15 protein-coding genes are annotated in these 17,084 nt (G+C 40.1%); 6 read left to right on the top strand and 9 right to left on the bottom strand.

What is annotated here, in order from left to right:
* Window positions 1-451 precede the first annotated feature (451 nt).
* A complete protein-coding gene (gene pgm / locus KSO91_RS12015; RefSeq protein ID WP_238743240.1) occupies window positions 452-2,104 on the bottom strand; it encodes a phosphoglucomutase (alpha-D-glucose-1,6-bisphosphate-dependent) in 1,653 nt (550 codons plus the stop codon).
* Between the two features lie 87 nt (window positions 2,105-2,191).
* On the bottom strand, window positions 2,192-2,845 hold the full coding sequence (locus KSO91_RS12010) for a replication initiation regulator SeqA (protein ID WP_238743239.1): 654 nt from the start codon (window positions 2,843-2,845) through the stop codon (window positions 2,192-2,194).
* Between the two features lie 180 nt (window positions 2,846-3,025).
* On the opposite strand from KSO91_RS12010, the gene KSO91_RS12005 reads away from it, so the two are divergent.
* The 5 genes from KSO91_RS12005 (at window position 3,026) to fur (ending at window position 5,435) form a co-directional block, all read left to right on the top strand.
* A complete protein-coding gene (locus KSO91_RS12005) occupies window positions 3,026-3,808 on the top strand; it encodes an alpha/beta fold hydrolase (protein WP_238743238.1) in 783 nt (260 codons plus the stop codon).
* Window positions 3,809-3,890: 82 nt separating this feature from the next.
* Window positions 3,891-4,112 carry a DUF2788 domain-containing protein gene (locus KSO91_RS12000; protein WP_238743237.1) on the top strand — a complete coding sequence of 74 codons (222 nt, stop codon included), beginning with the start codon at window positions 3,891-3,893 and terminating at the stop codon, window positions 4,110-4,112.
* Between the two features lie 41 nt (window positions 4,113-4,153).
* Window positions 4,154-4,423, top strand: coding sequence for a LexA regulated protein (gene ybfE / locus KSO91_RS11995; RefSeq protein WP_238743236.1), 270 nt, complete (start codon window positions 4,154-4,156; stop codon window positions 4,421-4,423).
* 23 nt (window positions 4,424-4,446) lie between these two features.
* Window positions 4,447-4,974: a flavodoxin FldA gene (gene fldA / locus KSO91_RS11990; RefSeq protein WP_238743235.1), complete on the top strand. Its 528-nt coding sequence runs from the start codon at window positions 4,447-4,449 to the stop codon at window positions 4,972-4,974.
* A 32-nt stretch (window positions 4,975-5,006) separates the two neighbouring features.
* The gene (gene fur, locus KSO91_RS11985; RefSeq protein WP_238743234.1) at window positions 5,007-5,435 is read left to right on the top strand and encodes a ferric iron uptake transcriptional regulator; all 429 of its coding nucleotides are present in this window, start codon (window positions 5,007-5,009) and stop codon (window positions 5,433-5,435) included.
* A gap of 100 nt (window positions 5,436-5,535) precedes the next feature.
* Here fur and argA read toward each other — a convergent pair whose 3' ends face one another.
* Together argA and glgX are read right to left on the bottom strand one after the other, a co-directional pair.
* The gene (gene argA, locus KSO91_RS11980) at window positions 5,536-6,870 is read right to left on the bottom strand and encodes an amino-acid N-acetyltransferase (RefSeq protein WP_238743233.1); all 1,335 of its coding nucleotides are present in this window, start codon (window positions 6,868-6,870) and stop codon (window positions 5,536-5,538) included.
* 115 nt (window positions 6,871-6,985) lie between these two features.
* Window positions 6,986-9,130 (bottom strand): glycogen debranching protein GlgX, encoded by a 2,145-nt coding sequence (gene glgX / locus KSO91_RS11975; protein ID WP_238743232.1) that lies wholly within the window; start codon window positions 9,128-9,130, stop codon window positions 6,986-6,988.
* Here glgX and KSO91_RS11970 point away from each other — a divergent pair.
* Window positions 9,129-9,527, top strand: coding sequence for a rhodanese-like domain-containing protein (locus KSO91_RS11970; RefSeq protein WP_238743231.1), 399 nt, complete (start codon window positions 9,129-9,131; stop codon window positions 9,525-9,527). The two genes, glgX and KSO91_RS11970, sit on opposite strands and share 2 nt — an antisense overlap.
* A gap of 64 nt (window positions 9,528-9,591) precedes the next feature.
* Here the strand turns inward: KSO91_RS11970 and KSO91_RS11965 are convergent, their stop codons facing one another.
* From KSO91_RS11965 to clcA, 5 genes are all read right to left on the bottom strand, one after another.
* Window positions 9,592-12,723, bottom strand: a complete 3,132-nt coding sequence (locus KSO91_RS11965; protein WP_238743230.1) for an efflux RND transporter permease subunit — start codon at window positions 12,721-12,723, stop codon at window positions 9,592-9,594.
* Between the two features lie 2 nt (window positions 12,724-12,725).
* Window positions 12,726-13,799, bottom strand: a complete 1,074-nt coding sequence (locus tag KSO91_RS11960) for an efflux RND transporter periplasmic adaptor subunit (RefSeq protein WP_238743229.1) — start codon at window positions 13,797-13,799, stop codon at window positions 12,726-12,728.
* A gap of 321 nt (window positions 13,800-14,120) precedes the next feature.
* Window positions 14,121-14,471: an iron-sulfur cluster insertion protein ErpA gene (gene erpA, locus KSO91_RS11955; RefSeq protein WP_238743228.1), complete on the bottom strand. Its 351-nt coding sequence runs from the start codon at window positions 14,469-14,471 to the stop codon at window positions 14,121-14,123.
* 193 nt (window positions 14,472-14,664) lie between these two features.
* Window positions 14,665-15,402 (bottom strand): DUF6776 family protein, encoded by a 738-nt coding sequence (locus KSO91_RS11950; protein ID WP_238743227.1) that lies wholly within the window; start codon window positions 15,400-15,402, stop codon window positions 14,665-14,667.
* 60 nt (window positions 15,403-15,462) lie between these two features.
* Entirely contained in the window at window positions 15,463-16,875 is a 1,413-nt protein-coding gene (gene clcA, locus KSO91_RS11945) for a H(+)/Cl(-) exchange transporter ClcA (RefSeq protein ID WP_238743226.1), read from the bottom strand.
* Between the last annotated feature and the right edge of the window lie 209 nt (window positions 16,876-17,084).

The raw sequence follows: 17,084 nt of genomic DNA, 5'->3' as shown, positions 1-17,084 counted from the left end.
AGTTGTGTAACTGAATGAGGTGACAAGATAATCAATGTACAGCTCAAATATTTGTTTATTTTTATTCATGGCTCTACTTTAGCGGTTTTCGAAATGAAAGTTTAGTGATAATGCGTAACATCAGTTATTAAAAGTGAATAAAATAACTATTCGCCTTTGCACATAAAATGTCAGCCTCTTTTAAAAAAAAGGGCTGACATTGCTAATAGATCTAAGAATATCGAGGTCTGGGGTGACTTTTCATTGTTCACGACATAGCCGACTTATCTGTTTTAAATCAACAAACTACAGATTTAAAATAAGAAAAAAAGACCTTGGGAACGACATATTCAGAAACTAATCCAGCGAACCAATATAGACAGAAAGAATAACCATTCTCTTTAATTATATACGGATCAGGCATATGAGCGTTCCCCTAGGCCTTCAGAAAGTCTGGGTTTGCATTAGATAATCACAAACCCGCTTTAGAAAAAGCTTGCGCAACAATTTCTTGGGCTTCTTTTTGGATCAGTGCAATATGCTCAGCACCAATAAATGACTCTGAATATATCTTATAGATATTTTCAGTGCCAGATGGACGCGCAGCAAACCATCCGTTTTCGGTGGTCACTTTCAAACCGCCGATAGCGGCGCCATTGCCAGATGCATGCGTCAGTTTCTCAATGATTTTTTCACCGGCTAATGTATCGGCTTCAACCATCTCGGGACTTAAATTAGCAAGTATTTTCTTTTGCTCAGGAGATGCTGGCGCATCAAAACGCTGATAAATTGGGGAACCAAATTTTTCGGTAAATTCAGCATAGTGCTCACCAGGATCTCTTCCCGTTACCGCAATAATTTCTGCAGCTAATAAAGCTAAAATAATACCGTCTTTATCCGTACTCCATACAGTGCCATCTTTACGCAAGAAAGATGCTCCCGCACTTTCTTCACCACCGAAGCCTAATTTACCTTCGTAAAGACCATTAACAAACCATTTAAAACCAACTGGCACTTCAGACATTTGACGTCCAAGTTGCCCAACAACGCGGTCAATCATTGAACTTGATACTAATGTTTTACCAACGATGGCATCTTCTGGCCACTCTTTCCGGTGAGTAAACAGGTAATTAATCGCCACTGCCAAGTAATGGTTAGGGTTTAATAGCCCAGAGCTTTTGGTAACGATTCCATGGCGGTCATAGTCCGGATCATTAGCAATTGCCACATCAAATTTATCTTTTAACTTGATAAGTCCAGCCATTGCATAAGGTGATGAACAATCCATACGGATTTTTCCATCTTTATCTAGGGTCATAAAAGAGAAAGTAGGATCAATACGGTCATTGACAACTTCAATATCTAAGCCATAGGTTTTAGCGATAACAGGCCAGTAAGCAACACCAGAACCACCTAATGTATCAACACCGATTTTAATACCGGCTTTGGCAATCACATCTAAATTGAGTACATTTTTGAGATCATCAACATATGGCTGAATATAATCATATTCTTCGACTAAATCTGATTCCATTGCTTCAGCAAAATCCCACTGCTCAATATCATCAAAGTTATCATTCAATATTTCATTAGCACGATCTTGAATAATTTTTGTTACATCACTATCAGCAGGGCCACCATTTGGTGGGTTGTATTTGAAACCACCGTCTTCAGGCGGATTATGAGAAGGCGTAATAACAATACCATCAGCTAAACTATCAGGATTTGCCTTGTTATATTGTAATATTGCATGAGAAATCACAGGTGTCGGCGTGTAACCGCCCCCTTCCTGTACGATCACCTTGATGCCATTGGCAACGAGCACTTGTACAGCAGAAACAAAAGCCGGCTCAGATAATGCATGTGTATCTTTACCAATAAACATTGGCCCAGTGTAACCTTGCTTAATACGGTATTCCGCTAGTGCCTGACTAATAGCCAAAATATGCAGTTCGGTAAACGCATTATTGAATGAGCTACCACGGTGACCGGATGTACCGAATGCTACCTGCTCACTCGCGATACTGACATCTGGAAGGTTCACATAATATGCTGAAATCAATTTCGGGATATTAACGAGATCACTTGCTTGTGCAAGTTGACCTGCTCTTGGATGAATTGCCATAATAAATATTACCTCAAAAGTATAAATAAATAATTTCTAAAAATATGCTTATCGAAAATACATTAATCGCATAAAACGACTTTGTCCTTAAATTTCATCTTTTGTACGTTCTGCTAAATGCTCAGGTATGCGTGCTATCAAATATTCAGGGTAGCCCATAGATGTCATCATCTGTCTCAATATAATCTGCTTGCGACGAGTATTAGCATTAGTTATCACCCAAAAAGGGGTGTTAGGAATGTTGCGAGGTTTACTTGCTCTTAATAGCGCAACTTCTTTGTTATTATCGGATGCCAATAATTCACTTAAATTTTGTCCGAAATAATCCCGAGTCCGTCCTTTAGTCGTATTGGCCGCGACTATAAATGCCGCTTTCTTTTCATGATACATAGTCATCAGCATCATATTGAATTTCTTGGTAATGATAGCTTCTGTTATAAATGAACTTCGAGTAAAAAGCGCCTCTATACTTGCTGCCATATTGTCAGGAGAGGATGTGTCGGCAGTAGAATGCAGAGGTAACTGACTTGCTTCTTTGTTCATCGATGAAATAGTTTTCTGCCCAGACGTTTTCTTAATAATGTCTAACTCGCTATAACACGCAGCCTCTATGTCATTATTATTAGCAATAGCGGGTAATAAAAGCAATCGTCTTAAAATCTGCGAAGGTGTTTCGCCAAAAGCTTCTATTTTAGACAGAATGTATTTATAAAGATCATCTTCTATTTCTATTTCTTTCATTATTTCACCATTTGATTTTTACGCCAACATTTGCTATTTCTAATCGGTCAATTCTCATAAAAATCAACATAACAAAAAAACATTAGCCAATGTAACAACCATGTTAAACTAAAATACGAATGTACTTCATTTACCATAGGTGCAATTTAATTCTCATATTTTCACTTATAATCGAATATTATGCTACTTAATTACCAACAAAAACAACCGACTTTAGATGAAACGGGTCAAAATATTGAGATTATTTTTATCATCCATGGCTTATTTGGTAGTTTATCAAATCTCGCAGGGGTGGCCTCTGCACTGCAACAATCTCATCGCATTATATCAATTGATTTGCGCAACCATGGTAATAGCCCGCATTCGCCGACAATGTCATACCACGAGATGGCCAATGATGTTTTTGAGTTAGCAGATAATCTTAATATTAACTCATTTTCTATTTTAGGCCATTCGATGGGTGGGAAAGTCGCTATGGCTTGCGCGCTGCAACAACCCGAGCGCATTCATAAAATTGCAATTGCTGACATAGCGCCCGTGCCTTATCCAGATCAACATAGTGACGTTTTTGCAGGATTACAAGCGCTAGCTAAGCTGCCAATAACAAGCAGAAAATCTGCAGATTTAATATTAGCTCAATACTTACACACCTTGGAAGTCCGTCAATTCTTACTTAAATCATTGCAAAAAAAAGGCGATACTTACCAACTACAATTTAATCTTCCCTCCCTCATCGCAAACTATGAATCTATTAGAGGTTGGCCTACTATGCCTAACACTTTCAATAAAGAGACGTTGTTTATTAAAGGGAACAACTCAAATTATATTATCGTCGATAATCAGTCTGCTATTTTACATTTATTTCCTAAGGCAAAGATAAAGGTAATAAAAAATGCAGGTCACTGGCTACACGTGGAAAAAGCAAAAATATTCAACCGTTTACTCAGCCAGTTTTTTAGTTAAAAAGCACTTAATAGGATTATAAATAAATCGCTGACTATTAGTGTTTATGTTATATTTCTCTTTTTTGAGTGAAGCCTGTACTATGCTGCAAGAATATACAGAACAGATCGAGATTATTGGCCTTTACGGCTTTTATCTTCTACTTTTTTTGTTGATCGGGCTCTCTATTCAAGATCTATTAAAACGTGGTGACGTGCCCAAATTTGGTCGTAATATTGTGTGGTCGGTACTTTTTTTTGGTTGTATCGGCTTTATCTCTAAAGCAATCATCGAAATAATCTGGACCAGTACTGGCATCGGCTAGTGGTATACCGCAAGTAAGAAACAATACTTTTAGGTAAAAGAATGGCAAAAGAATCATTTGATCGTATTACTCACGATCTTTTTGCTGACGAGGTACGTATAGGTAGACCTAAAAGCAGCCCCCATTCGCGTCAAGTACAGCTTAAGATTAATAAGCAGAAGCAGACGCAACGAGATAAGCAAAAAGGTTTACAACGTATTGAGTTAAAAGTTGATAAGCAATTATTTGAAACACTCAATGAGCTATCAAAAAAGCAAAATATTAGTCGTGGCGAGCTGATTAATCAGCTTCTTCACGCACAGATAAATTAAATTTTTAATTAAGGTATAAAAATATGGCTAGCGTAGGTATTTTTTTTGGAAGTGATACAGGCAACACTGAAGCTATTGCAAAAATGATCCAAAATGAGTTGGGAAAAAAATTAGTTGACGTAAGAGATATTGCGAAAAGCAGTAAAGAAGATATTGCAGAATATAGTCTACTTCTATTTGGGATCCCGACTTGGTACTATGGTGAAGCGCAGTGTGATTGGGATGATTTTTTCCCTGATTTAGAAGACATCGATTTTAGCGATAAATTAGTGGCTATTTTTGGCTGTGGCGATCAAGAAGATTACGCAGAATATTTCCTTGATGCGATGGGTCAGCTAGGGGATATCGTAAAAAGTAAAGGTGCTACCATTATTGGCCACTGGCCGAGTGAAAGTTATGATTTTGAAGCATCTAAAGCACTTGTTGATGCTGACCATTTTATTGGCCTTGGTATTGATGAAGATCGCCAGCCGGAATTAACTGCATCTCGAGTCAAAGCATGGACAGAACAGATTTACGATGAGATGTGCTTAGCTGAGCTTGCTGACTAATATTAATAGAGCAAAACTGTTAGGGAAAAACCATGCATTTAGAAAATAAAGCATTAAAAGAAGCTGGATTAAAAGTAACTTCACCACGGGTTAAAATTTTGCGTTTACTCCAACTCCCAACCAATCAGCACATCAGTGCTGAAGAGCTTTATAAAAAACTGCTTGATCAAGGAGACGAAGTTGGTGTTGCAACGGTTTATCGCGTATTAAATCAATTTGATGATGCAGGCATCGTTACTCGCCACCACTTTGAAGGTGGAAAATCTGTTTTTGAGCTTGCTCATCAGCTTCATCACGATCATCTTGTTTGCCTAAAATGTGGTGAAGTAATTGAATTCAATGATGATTTAATTGAACAGCAACAAAAGCTGATAGCCAAAAAATATGGAATCAAGCTTAGCCATCATAGCCTTTATCTTTACGGCGATCCTATCGATGGCCTATGTAACCATAAAAAATAACCATCCTCTTTGAATATTATAAAAGCCCCCGTTTTATTACCTAAAACGGGGGCTTTTATAATTAATGGCTGCAATTCATTTATCTACTTTGTCACCCGAGCTAACGAATTTTACGCACCAGAACTTTTGAATTCCGCTTCAGGTTATATAACTCTTTTTTGGCGGAAGGCAAGGCACTAATATCGGCAAACTGGAAACCACGCTCTCTAAACCAATGAATACTTTGGGTAGTCAAAACAAAAATTGATTCTAAACCTAACTTTTTAGCTTCACGTTCAACCTTCTCAACTAAATTATCTGCACGCGCACTGCGCCGGTATTTAGGATGGCTCACTAAGCAAGCAAGCTCGCCCATTTTTTCATCTGCAAACGGATAGAGGGCAGCACAACCAATAACCATCCCATCTCGCTCAATGATTTGAAAATGAGTGATTTCATTTTCTAATAATTCGCGTGAGCGTTTAACTAAAACACCTTGCTTTTCAAGTGGCTCAATTAGCTCTAATAAGCCACCAATATCATCAATCGTCGCAGTACGAATTCGTTCATAGCTCTCTTTTACAATCTGAGTGCCAATACCATCTCGTGTAAATAGCTCTTTAAGCAACGCCCCCTCTTGGTGATAACTGATTAAATGGCTACGTGTTACCCCAGCTTTACAAGCGGCAGCTGCTGCGCGTAAAAAACGTAATGTGCCAGAGACCTCCTCGCTTTCTTTCTCCATTAAATCTATATATATTTGTGCTTCCTCAGGTAAAAGCTCTGAAATAACACGCCCTTGTTCATCCAAAACGCCCATATTAGAACAAAAACCGATTAACTTATCAGCCTGTAAATCAATCGCGACTTGCGTGGCGACTTCTTCTGCCAGTAAGTTAAATACCTCGCCGGTTACCGAATATCCTAGCGGAGAAATAACCGGAACAGCTCCTGATTCAAGTTGTTTTTTTATACCTTCAACATCAATTTTTCGCACTTTTCCTGTATGACAAAAATCGATACCGTCTTTAACGCCTATCGGTTGTGCTGTGACCACATTGCTTACTACAGTGCGAATGCTCGCGCCTTGCATCGGCGAATTAGCAAGCCCCATGGATAACCGCGCTTGTAATTCGATTTGTACCGCGCCCACCGCCTGTTTAATTAAGGTTAAACTTTTATCATCAGTGATCCGTAACCCTTCATGGAATTGACTGATATGGCCCTGTAAATCGAGTTGTTTTTGAATTTGCGGGCGTACGCCATGCACGAGAACAAGCTTAACGCCTAAGCTATTTAATAGTGCAATATCGTTAATAATAGGCTGGAAATTAAGCGTTTCTAATGCCTCTCCACCGATCATTAAAACAAAGGTTTTGTGGCGATGGGCATTGATATAAGGCGCTGAGCTACGGAACCAATTGACCAGTTGTTCTGAATCTTGTGCAACTTCCATTTATGTTATCCATCTAAAAGCGTTAAAGGTGTTGTGATGATACCGACCTAATCAACCGTGATATGCAGGTGTCTATAGCTTGGTATCAATCTATTTTATCAAAAATAGTCAGTATTTATCCAATCAAAACGATGACTGAACGCGGCGCTGCTATATATTCATGACTGACCCACTCTTTTTTATCTCCATCGATATAAATATCCTCCCCAGGCGGTAACGCAGTATCCAATATTCGCAACCACTCGCCGCTTGGTGAAGCCGGCAGTTCAAAAGTAAGTTCTTCCCAATAAAAATTAAAAATAACATAAGAAACAGTTGAGAAATGCGGATGACAACTCTCCATGGCGATGGCGTGCGAGGTGTTACTCCAATCAGGTTGATTGACTTTTACGCCATGCCACTTAAGTGCAGATTGAGCAATAATATCATGTAAGGAATAGCGTAAAGTTTCATTAACACTCACTGCCGTGCGGTGTTTAATTAAAGCTTTAGTAAAACGTAATAGATCACTATTTTCTTCTATTTTCCCCCAATCAAACCAAAATTGCGGGTTATCTTGACAATAACCGTTATTATTTCCCTGTTGTGAATGGGCTATTTCATCACCCATTAAAATCATCGGAGTACCTAAAGAGAGCAAAGTGATCACCAGCATATTTTTTATCTGTTGTCGGCGTAATTGAATAATTTGCGGATCTGCAGTTTGTCCTTCAATACCATGATTCCAACTAAAATTGTGGTCACATCCGTCACGATTACTTTCACCGTTAGCGAAATTATGTTTCTCATTGTAACTGACCAGATCATTAAGTGTAAATCCATCGTGACAGGTAATAAAATTGACCGATTTTTCTGGTTCAAAGTGATGCTCACCATAAATATCTGGACTGCTAATTAAGCGTGCAGCAAACTTATTGACCATGCCCCTATCGCCACGTACAAAACATCGGACATCATCTCTAAAATAGCCATTCCACTCTCGCCAACGCTGCCCAGCGAGACTCCCTACCTGATATAACCCGCCCGCATCCCAAGCTTCTGCAATCAACTTAACAGATGCCAATATAGGATCCGTATCAATACTGCGTAATGTCGGTGGGCTAAGCATCGGCACCCCCTGTTCATCACGTGATAAAATAGAGGCCAAGTCAAAACGGAAGCCATCAACATGCATTTTTTCAACCCAAAAATGGAGGCTATCGATAATCATTCGCCTAACTACTGGATGCGTGCCATTTAGGGTATTACCGCATCCACTGAAATTCATATAGTGCTGTCCGTCTGCTGATAAAATGTAATAATCATCATTATCAAAACCACGCAATGAAAATGTTGGTCCCGTTTCATCGCCTTCTGCAGTATGGTTATAGACAACGTCTAAAATCACTTCAATACCAGCCGCATGCAAAGCTTTAACCATGTCTCTAAATTCATTAATTGGTCCCAGTACGGACTTATCTGAACTGTATTCACGGTGTGGTGCAAAAAATGATAATGGGCTATAGCCCCAATAATTGACTAGCCCCGCATGATGTTCACTAGGATCAAACTGATGCACTGGCATGAGCTCCACGGCATTGATACCTAGCGCTTTCAAGTAGGGGATTTTTTCTATCAATCCGGCATAAGTGCCTCGTTTGTTGCTGTCGATATTAGCACTTGGATGACGAGTAAACCCCCCCACATGCATTTCATAAATCACAGTATTAGCAAAAGAATGACGTGGTGCGGTATCATTACCCCAGTCGTAATCATCAATATCGACAACAACACTTTTTAAACATTGGGCAATATTTGAACCTTCTCCAATAGCTGCCTCACGAGAAAAATTATCGCCTCGTTCAATAAGTAAGCCATAAGGGTCTAGTAAAACTTTTTCAGGCGCAAAAGCGGTGCCTTTATGTGGGCGATAAGGCCCAGTAACAGAAAAACCGTAAAGCTGTCCGGGTTTGACTCCAGCAACAAATATGTGCCAATAATATGCGGTGCGGTTATCACCCGATGACAACTCAAATGTGTTACTTGCAACGAGATCATCTTTATTTTTAAAAAAAAGAAGCTTCACACATTGAGCTAAACGAGCGTAAACACAAAAGTTAGCGCCATTTTTGCTATAGGTCACACCTAATTTATCTGGTTTACCCTTTCCTGTTGAAAACATATTACACTCCACATAACAACCATCAACGAAGCAATCAAGCTTCTGTACACCTGCGTAAACAACCACTTTTAATAAATTGATTTTTATAAGGGATTGCATGAAATTAGTCTATTTAATAACAATCAGTACTCTTCTACTCTTTAGTATCTGTACACAAGCTCAAATTAGTCAAATAACACCTCAAGAATTATACAATAAGATAGAATCAGGGCAGCCTATCGTTATTCTAGATGTGCGCACTGCACAAGAGTTTTCACAAGGGCACATCCAAGGAGCCGTTAATATTCCTTATGACCAACTCCACAGTCATAAAAAAAAACTGAATGCTTACAAAGCAAATGCAATCGTTGTTTATTGCCGCTCAGGACGTCGTGCAGAGATAGCCCAGCAAACGCTGCATGACTTAGGCTTTACTCAGCTAATAGACTTAAAAGGACATATTAATTTATGGCAAGCACTTAACTTACCACTGCTAAGCGGATCTTTTCTACACTAGTTTTTATTAAAGTATGAATCACTTCAAGCAGGTAAGAGATAGGTATCCACTTCTTATCTGCTGTTTAACTAAATTTATCTGTTTTCAGCGTTTTGGGGGCTAAGCCGTGCGTTTGCGAAAGCTTCTCTCCGAGCATCAATAAGCAAGGGGTTAACACCAGTGTCAACAAGGTTGCAAATGTAAGCCCTCCTGCAATTGCAGTGGCCAACTGTGACCACCATTGCGTTGATGGCGCGCCAAACTCAACGGTCCTAGTAAAAAAATCTAGATTCACTTTTAAGACCATCGGCATCAATCCCAAAATCGTTGTCACTGTGGTCAGCAACACCGGACGGATCCGTTGTGCTCCAGTTCTTAATATAGCATCTTGCGTATTGATGCCTTGTCTTTTTAGAACATTATAAGTATCAATCAACACAATATTATTATTTACCACAATCCCAGCCAGCGCGATAACCCCAATACCCGACATCACAATACCAAAGGGACTTTGGCTGATAAAAAGACCTATAAAGACACCAGAAGTAGAAAAAACAACCGCACTTAAAATCAAAAAAGCTTGATAGAAAGAGTTAAATTGGAGTACCAAAATCAAGGCCATAATAGCTAAAGCCACTATAAATGCCTTTTCTAAGAAACGCTCAGCTTCCTGCTGATCTTCATTTTGGCCACGTAATTTTAAGGTGATACGCGGATCAAGCCCTAAAGTTGGAAAGGTTTTTTCAAGCTCAGGTAAAATTAAACTTAAGTTAGTACCGGGGGCCATATCTGCACTGACGGTCATCACAATACGGCTATCCACTTTTTTAATAGATGATTGCTTAGGTGAAGGAGAAAGGGTCACAAAATGGCTAATAGGCACTTGCCCTGCAGCCGTTTTTATACGCAACTGTGTAAGTTTCGTTAAACTACGCTGAGCTTCGGGGTAACGAACGCGAATATCCAACTCGTCATCAATATCGTCGGGCCGATAGGTACCTAACATCAAGCCATTTGTAAGAAATTGTACACTGCTACCCAACAAGGTTGCATCCGCTCCATAACGAGCGGCATCGCTGCGATCTATTTTAAACTGCCATTCTATGCCGGGTTTTTCACCATCGTCTTCAATATTGATAAAATAACTTTTTTCGCTCAAGGCTTGCCGTAATTTATCGGCTGCACCTTGCAACAACGCAGGAAAACGGGAACTTATCTCAATTTGTAAATCCTTACCTGTGGGCGGCCCAGCCTGATCTTTTTTAAGCTCAATTTCCACTCCAGGCAGATCCTTAGTACGGTTTTTAATATCGGCAATAATTTCATTTGCGCCACGCCTATCTTGCCAATCCCTTAAATTAATGCGCATTTGGCCCACTAACTCCCCTGTTGAATCACCTGTTTTGAGGTACAAGGTATCAATTTCATCACTTAGCGGTAATATTTTCTGCTCTACAGTAGACATTATCTCGTCCTGCTCATAGATAGAAAAATCCCCGTAGGAGCGCACTTTAACCGAGATCCCAGAGGGCTCGACATTGGGAAAAAATTCAACTCCAAGATTCGATTTCGCAAATAAAGCCATACCAAAGATGGCAATAATTAGCGCAGACAAAAGCACTAGCCCGGGGTTTTTTATCGCTTTGTAGAGCACTTTGACATACAGCCCAGTGAATCCCGTTAGCGCTAAAAGATCTCCTTTCTCTGCAAGCATCGCATTATGTTTGGACTTTTCAGTGAGTAGCCGTGGTTTACCAAAAACACTGCCTAACACCGGAATAAAAATAAGGGCCATTAGTAATGAAGCGGTTAAAGTAGCAATAAGGGTCAGCGGTAAATACTTCATAAACTCGCCAGTAATGCCGGGCCAAAACAGCAATGGCGCAAAAGCCGCTAATGTAGTTGCCGTTGAGGCAATAATAGGCCACGCCATCCGCTTTCCCGCATCAAGATAAGCCTGATGGCGTTTCACACCCGCACTCATTTCACGGTCTGCAAATTCAGTCACCACAATGGCTCCGTCAACTAGCATGCCAACAGCCATAATCAATGCGAATAAAACAACGATATTAACCGTTATACCCGCTAGCCAGAGCACCAAAATCCCAGTTAAAAAGGATCCTGGAATGGCAATACCCACTAAAAAAGCACTACGCATCCCAAGCACAGCGATAATGACAATGACCACTAATAAAACGGCACTTAATACGTTATTTTGCAGATCATTAAGCATTGTTTTAACATCTTTGGAACTATCACCGGCATAACTAACTTGAATATTGGCGGGCCAAAACTGACTATTTTCAGCGACTAAGGCTTTAACTTTATCGACCGTATCAATAATATTTTCACCCGGACGCTTAACCACCTCCAAAGAGATAGTCGGCAAACCATTAACGCGAACAAAGCTACTGGGATCTTTGAAAGTACGGCGAATATTGGCGACATCAGCAAAGGTGATCACTTTATCATCGGTAACTTTTATCGGCATCGACAGTACATCTTTAATGGTTGAAAAAACGGCGGGTACTTTGATCGGAAAGCGCCCTTTTCCAGTGTCCATCACTCCAGCCGCCACCAAGCGGTTATTACGCGAAATAAGGCTATAAATGTCCCCCATATCCAGCTGATAACTTTCCATCAACAGAGGATCAACCAATATTTCCACCATGTCTTCGCGGTCACCACCAATATTCACTTCCAATATTTCAGCAAAACCTTCGAGCTTATCTTGAATCGATCGAGCAAGGGATATTATGGCGCGTTCAGGCGCACTACCTGAGAGTAAAATGGTTAAAGCCGGATTTTCAGTCGCAAGCGTCACCTGTTTGACAATAGGATCATCACTTTCCTGAGGTAATTCCCCTCCGGCTTGATCCACTTTTTCATGCACATCAACGAGTGCTTCTTTAATATCAATATCAATATAAAATTCAATAACAACAGATGCGTAGCCTGAGCTAGCAGTTGATTTCATCTCTTTAATCCCCTCTATACTCCGTAATGCCTGTTCAAGGGGGCGTAACAGTAATCGCTCAGCATCTTCAGGAGAAATTCCCTCATGCGCAACAGAAACGTAAATAAAGGGGATCGGGATATCAGGATCTGACTCTTTAGGAATATTGATATAAGCACTTAACCCCGCCACCAGCAAAAAAGCTAATAACATCAATAAGGCCCGTTTACGTGATAGCGAAGCTTCAATCACCGTTTTCATTATTATTGCTCCGTTGCAATGGCCTGCACGCTATCACCTGGTTTAACAAAACCTTGACCTAGCGTAATAATATCAACAGGAGTCGTAAATCCAGACAACCAAGCCCCGCCATTATCTGCTTCAACAAGCTTAATTGCTTTAAAGACAACAATCTCGTTTTCTACTAATTTAACACCGAGATTACCTTTTTCATCCATTGCCAAAGCGGCAGGGGAAACATAAATGGCATTAACAGGGTAAAGAGGAATCGACAATTTAGCACTAAGACCAGATAATATTTTAGAATCGGGGTTAGCAAATTCGCCTTCAATACGGAATGTGCTGCTTCTGCTGTCAGCTAAGGAGGCAATATAGCTTATTTTCCCTGATATTTCCTCGCCCGAAAGTAGAGTAGCGGAAATATCCTGCCCCAAGGTTAATTGCGTGATGTAATGCTCAGTCACATCACCACGTATAATAATAGGGTCGATATTTTCCAGACTAAAAAGCGCATCCCCCACTTGCAGATAATCTCCACGCTGCGCAAATTGTGTCTGCAAAATTCCGCTAAAAGGAGCGACAATAGTTGTCCGTTTTAAACTTAACTCGAGCAGTCTTACCTCGCTCTTGGCCGCTAGCAATAGACTTTTCATCTCAGCTAACCGCGATCGCCCTTGCAGTCCTTTCGCACTTAATGATTGGGCTGCGTTATAGTTAAGTAAACGTTCTGCAAGTAAGGCTTGCGCTTGTGCTAAATGCTCTGGCAATGCACTTTTATCTATCTCAGCTAAGGTACTACCCGCGTTCACATAACGTCCTTTTTTAGCCACTACGTTAACGACTTCCCCCGCTACTTGTGCACCAATAACCGCATGACTGTTTGCTTCACTTCGCCCGTATAATGTTAATGACTTAACCATTTTTTCAGGGATAAAATGTGTCGTTTGTACCTTCGGTAAGTTCTTCTGCTGTGTAGGTTGTCGTTCAGCGACACTTTTATCAGCGGGTAGCAGCAGCCACAGGACTAACAACCCTAGAATCAGTAAGGCAATCCAATAAGGTCGTAACGCAATGTAGCGATATAAGCGAAAAAACATAGAAAACCTCAATAAATAATAAAACGACTCAACCTCAACTCGAGATAATAAAAGCGACGTTTTCTTTAATATCATAAAATCAAAAACGCACATAACACAACGTTAACAGTTTTGTGTAGTTCAAGGTCACCTAGCGATACACGGAAATAGCTGCACTGTATCTATTTGTTTATCCCGGGCTGAGGTTACTTATTAATATTATCTCAATAAAAGCATGATGCGAGCGGTAATAGTAAATTTTGTCGGTAAGAGGGTATTTTTAAGAGGCTTAACTAAGTGAAGTCCGACAGGGCAAAACTTCACAGAACGGAAAAAATGTATTTAGATGGAGAATGACGATCCACAACCACAGGTTGCTGTTGCATTTGGATTATTAACTAAAAAGCGCGAACCTTCTAAACCATCCACATAATCCACGGTACCACCGACAAGGTATTGCAGACTCATTGAATCAATCACTAAAGTAACCCCATCATTTTTGATTAAGGTATCACCTTCATTCACTTTTTCATCAAAAGTAAATCCGTATTGGAAGCCGGAACAGCCGCCCCCTGTGACATAAACACGTAATTTTAATGCTGTATTTTGCTCTTCAGCAATAAGTATTTTTACTTTTTTTGCTGCACTGTCACTAAAATAAATGGGTAACGCCATTTCGACTTCGGATGCCATAGTAACCTCTAAAATAGGAGCTGATTGAAAGAAACAGCCTTAAATTGGTATAACTTCTAACTAATTATCCAATACCCAAGCAAATAGGTCAAGTAATATACCCATTTGATTAATGCACGTTAAACGAGACCTGATAACTTATCAACAAGTATCCTTATAACAACAAAAACCGACTTACTAGTAATCCGTTTACCTACAAGTCGATTTGATCAACTATCTCATTATCCTTTGCATCATCTAAGTCAAGCTGTGTTGAATCATCTTGATCATCGGCAATCAGGGTTTGCCAGTCATATTGGTGTATTATTTGCTGCGCTTTATGCCACCGATTACCTGCCACATTTAACTGTACAATAGCTTCATCAACCAGCATCTCCGGCGGTAATATAAACGTCCCTTTCATTGTCTGGAAATATTTAAATTTAAAACTCAGTTTGGCCGTTTCATTAAGAGAGCTTAAAGAGCTTAAAGAGCTGTTCTGCACATCCTCATTATCAACAGCCGCAAAAGTGATATCAAATTTCCCCGTTAAAAAACGACGATCTTTTTGCGTCTGCATCAATACCAGCTCATAATCCCATTGCCCTGTCAGTTCATTTTTAAGCACCGAAAATGAATATATTTTTACACCTGAAGGCTGTGATTCAGGGGAAACAACTCGCTCATAAAAGTATAACTTATTCAATGATACGTTTAATTCATCATTTAATTTTTTATTTTCTTGAGTCAATTGCATGACGGTCTGTTGTTCAGTCATCAACTCGGCATCGATACGCGCAAGTTGCTTAGATAGTTCAACTTTATCAAGACTTATCGTCTGCAAATCGGCTTTCATTAAAGATAATGAATCAACTAGAATACCCTGCTTGAATTTACCCAGCAAAAAACCCAACAATAAACAGATCATTGCTACAACAACCCACTTAATCACACTTTTCCTTAACCGCCTCATTGCATTACCTTTTACTCATATTAACCGAATCTATAACAATCATTCATCTTTACGTTGCATTCGAAGCATCGCTTTACGTGTTTTTTCTTGACGGATCTGACGCATTGACAGTTTCATTGTGCGCTCTAATAATTGCGTGTAAATAGGACGGCCACCCAATGATTGCGCCACCATAGTTGCTCCTAAACAGGTCACAATTAGCGGCAAAATCATCTCATAATTACTGGTCATTTCAATCACCAGTAAAATACCAGTAATCGGTGCCCGTACCGTAGCTGCAAATAGCCCCCCCATCCCCGCTATTGCAAACGTCCCAGGTTCAGTGACAATATCTGGAAACAGCGCATGGGCGGCGAGGCCAAACAACATACCAAACAAGGTACCAAGTGCTAATGTTGGCGCAAACACGCCACCCGGTGCACCAGAGCTAAAGCTAAGCAACGTTGCGATAACGCGGAGCAGGAAAATAACCATTAAAGTTCCAGCAAGGAAATGCCCCCCCTCTACTTTGGGGATCAATTCCATGCCGCTAAATGCAATATCAGGATTTATAACGGATAAAACGCCAAAGGAGCCCCCCAGAAACAAACCAATAGCGACGAAACGCCAGCGTTTATTTTGATGAACAAACAAATACATATCTAATGTAGAAAGGATCATTTTATTGAATAAAATACCAATCACGCCAAAACAGAAACCCAGTAACAAATATAACCACAATGACATTAAATCCGGATGGCCATAGTTAGTCACATCTACCACCGCATCTTGGCTAGTCATTAAACGCATCATTATGGTGGCCATTACTGCGCTCATAAAGACACTTTTTGTAGAGGTTAAACTGTAATTAAATTGTGAACGCATCTCTTCGATAACAAACATAATTCCCGCTAGCGGGGCATTAAAAGCAGCAGTCAGACCTGCAGCAGCACCTGCGGCTAGCAGCGCTTGAGCATCAACTTTGCCAACTTTGAAAATATCCGAAATCATCCGTCCAACATTTGCACCTAATTGCACCGATGGACCTTCCCGACCAAGTGCCATGCCGCTACCGAGCGCAAATAATCCACCAAAAAACTTAACCGGCAAAACACGCTTCCAGCGGACCGGCCGCATCCCTTCCATTGCGCCTTCAATTTCAGGTATTCCGCTTCCTCCGGCCTCCGGCGCAAAGCGATGCACCAGATAAAAAGCCATCCCCCCCATCGCAGCAGAGACAGGAATAGCGATTAACCATAAAGGGATATCTGAACCACTATAACTGCTAACAAACTGCAAGCGCATAGCCCCCACCCATTCAATACAATGATCAAAAAGTGCTGACAGGGTTCCCGCTAAAATACCAATAAAGGCGGATAACCAAATTAACAGCGCACTGCTTTTACGGGTAAAAAAACGTTCAATAAAGCGTTTGAAGTTACTCAGAAGAAATAAATGAATTCTTATTTTCATATAAATATAAACAACTATTAAAAGCGAGAATGAATTTAGTTATATTAAAGAAAAAATAACAGACAATAAAAAAGGTTAATTATATAACTCAAGTTTCGGGATTCAAAACAAACAATAAAACCCAAATAACTCGATGATTTTAAAGAGGTTGATGTCTCATTGTGGTAAAATACTTGTTAACTAGACAAAGGATAATACAACAAGAGACA

It is taken from the genome of Psychromonas antarctica (assembly GCF_022267535.1).
Classification (GTDB): Bacteria; Pseudomonadota; Gammaproteobacteria; order Enterobacterales; family Psychromonadaceae; genus Psychromonas; species Psychromonas antarctica.
Note: the sequence above shows the minus strand (reverse complement) of the source record. Positions and strands in the feature narration are given on the sequence as shown.